The following is a 2,501-nucleotide window of genomic DNA, read 5'->3' as shown; positions in this document are numbered from 1 at the left end:
CTGTCTCACGGTTGGCCGGTGAAACCTGTACAATGCCGGCTTTTCTTCGCCGGCTTTTCCGGCCATCACATACACAGGTCTGTTTCTTGATTTCCACCGCCAATATCACCATGCAATTCGGGGCCAAGCCCCTGTTCGAGAACGTCTCCGTCAAATTCGGCAATGGCAACCGTTATGGTCTGATCGGTGCCAATGGCTGCGGCAAGTCCACGTTCATGAAGATCCTCGGGGGCGACCTGGAGCCGTCTTCCGGGCAGGTCATGCTGGAGCCCAACATCCGCCTGGGCAAGCTGCGCCAGGATCAGTTTGCCTATGAAAACTGTTCGGTCATAGACACCGTGATCATGGGCCATGAAGAACTGTGGAACGTCAAAAAAGAGCGAGACCGTATCTACTCGCTGGCAGAGATGAGCGAAGAAGACGGCATGGCGGTGGCAGATCTGGAAGTGCAGTTCGCCGAGATGGACGGCTACACCGCCGAATCCCGAGCCGGCGAGCTGTTACTGGGCCTGGATATTCCGCTGGGGCAGCACGACGGCCCGATGAGCGCGCTGGCACCAGGCTGGAAGCTGCGAGTGCTGCTCGCACAGGCGTTGTTCTCCGAGCCAGACCTACTGCTGCTCGACGAGCCTACCAACCACCTGGACATCAATACCATTCGTTGGCTGGAAAGCATTCTGGTTGCCCGCAACAGCACCATGATCATCATCTCCCACGACCGCCACTTCCTGAATAGCGTGTGTACCCACATGGCGGACCTGGACTACGGTGAGCTGCGTCTGTTCCCGGGTAACTACGACGAATACATGACCGCAGCCACTCAGGCTCGCGAGCGTATGTTGTCGGATAACGCCAAGAAGAAAGCACAGATCGCTGAGCTGCAGCAGTTCGTCAGCCGCTTCTCCGCCAACGCGTCCAAGGCCAAACAGGCTACATCCCGCGCCCGCCAGATCGACAAGATTCAGTTGGAAGAGGTCAAACCTTCCAGCCGGGTGAGTCCGTTTATCCGGTTTGAGCAAGGCAAAAAGCTGCATCGCCAGGCGGTGACTCTGCACAAGATGAGCAAAGGCTTTGACGACGAGCAACTGTTCACAAATCTCGACCTGAAGGTTGAAGCCGGCGAGCGCGTGGCCATCATCGGCCCCAACGGCATTGGCAAGACGACCCTGCTGCAATGCCTGGCGGGTGCCTATACGCCTGACAGTGGCGAAGTGAAGTGGACGGACAGCGCGGAAGTCGGCTATTTCGCCCAGGACCACACTGCGGATTTCGCCGATGACGACACCCTGACTGAGTGGATGGCCCAATGGACCACCGGCGGCGAACAGCTGATTCGCGGCACTCTGGGCCGGATGCTGTTCTCTGGCGATGACATCGCCAAATCCGTCAGGGTGATTTCCGGTGGTGAGCAGGGGCGGATGCTGTTCGGCAAGCTGATCCTGCAGAAGCCCAACGTGATGCTGATGGATGAGCCAACCAACCACCTGGATATGGAATCCATCGAGGCGCTGAACCTGGCGCTGGAGAATTATCCGGGCACACTGATTTTCGTTAGCCACGACCGGGAATTTGTTTCTTCTCTGGCGACGCGGATTATTGAGTTAAAGCCGGATGGGATTACGGACTTCAGTGGGTCTTATGATGATTACCTCAGAAGTCAGGGGTACTTATAAAAAATTGATTCTGGCTTTGGTGGCGGTGGCCGGGTGGGGCGGCCTTTCCAAAAACCGCTCCTTCGGCACATCCATGTGGCGCTTCTGCTCCGCCATCCATGGCTGCGCAAATTTTTGGAAAGGCCGCCCCACCCGGCCACTCCAGCCTATTAGCGGGCTTCAGGTTTTAAAGAGATAACTGCATGGATGAGATCGGGATCATTAACGCAACCCAAAAATGGGTCGAAGACGTGGTCGTCGGATATAACCTGTGTCCGTTTGCCAAACGGGAACTGGTCCGGAATCGGGTTCGGTTTGTGGTTTCGGACGCACAGACCGAAGACGAGCTGTTGCAGTCACTGCATGCCGAACTTCAGCGTCTCGACGACGAACCCGATGTCGAAACCACGCTGTTGATCCATCCGGGTGTATTGCAGGCATTTGATGCCTACAATGAATTTCTGGACGCAGCAGATGGGTTGTTGTCTTATCTGGACATGGAAGGCGTGTACCAGATCGCCAGTTTCCACCCGGATTACCAGTTCGCAGACACCGAGCCCGGCTCGGCGGAGAATTACACGAATCGTTCTCCATTCCCGATGCTGCATCTGTTACGGGAAGCGAGCCTGGAAGCGGCGATTGACAGTTATCCGGATGTAGACGACATCCCTCAACGGAACATTGAGTTGATGGATAAGCTGGGCGAAGAGAAAATGCGAAACACACTCGCAGCCTGTTTCGGAAAGAGTTCCACTTCCGCAGAGCGGCCGGGGGAGTAGAACAAGGAGCCGGTGGGCAGGGCCGTCCAAAACTGTGCGGAGCCATGGATGGCGGAGCCCAAGCGTCACA

2 protein-coding genes are annotated in these 2,501 nt (G+C 56.6%); both read left to right on the top strand.

Annotated features, from left to right (window positions below; translation table 11 throughout):
- Nucleotides 1-86 precede the first annotated feature (86 nt).
- Entirely contained in the window at nucleotides 87-1,673 is a 1,587-nt protein-coding gene (locus WD429_RS15280; RefSeq protein ID WP_368423047.1) for an ABC-F family ATPase, read from the top strand.
- 182 nt (nucleotides 1,674-1,855) lie between these two features.
- On the top strand, nucleotides 1,856-2,431 hold the full coding sequence (locus WD429_RS15275; RefSeq protein ID WP_368423046.1) for a DUF1415 domain-containing protein: 576 nt from the start codon (nucleotides 1,856-1,858) through the stop codon (nucleotides 2,429-2,431).
- The last annotated feature ends 70 nt before the right edge of the window (nucleotides 2,432-2,501 follow it).

The organism is Marinobacter sp., assembly GCF_040904845.1.
Taxonomy (GTDB): Bacteria; Pseudomonadota; Gammaproteobacteria; order Pseudomonadales; family Oleiphilaceae; genus Marinobacter.
Note: the sequence above shows the minus strand (reverse complement) of the source record. Positions and strands in the feature narration are given on the sequence as shown.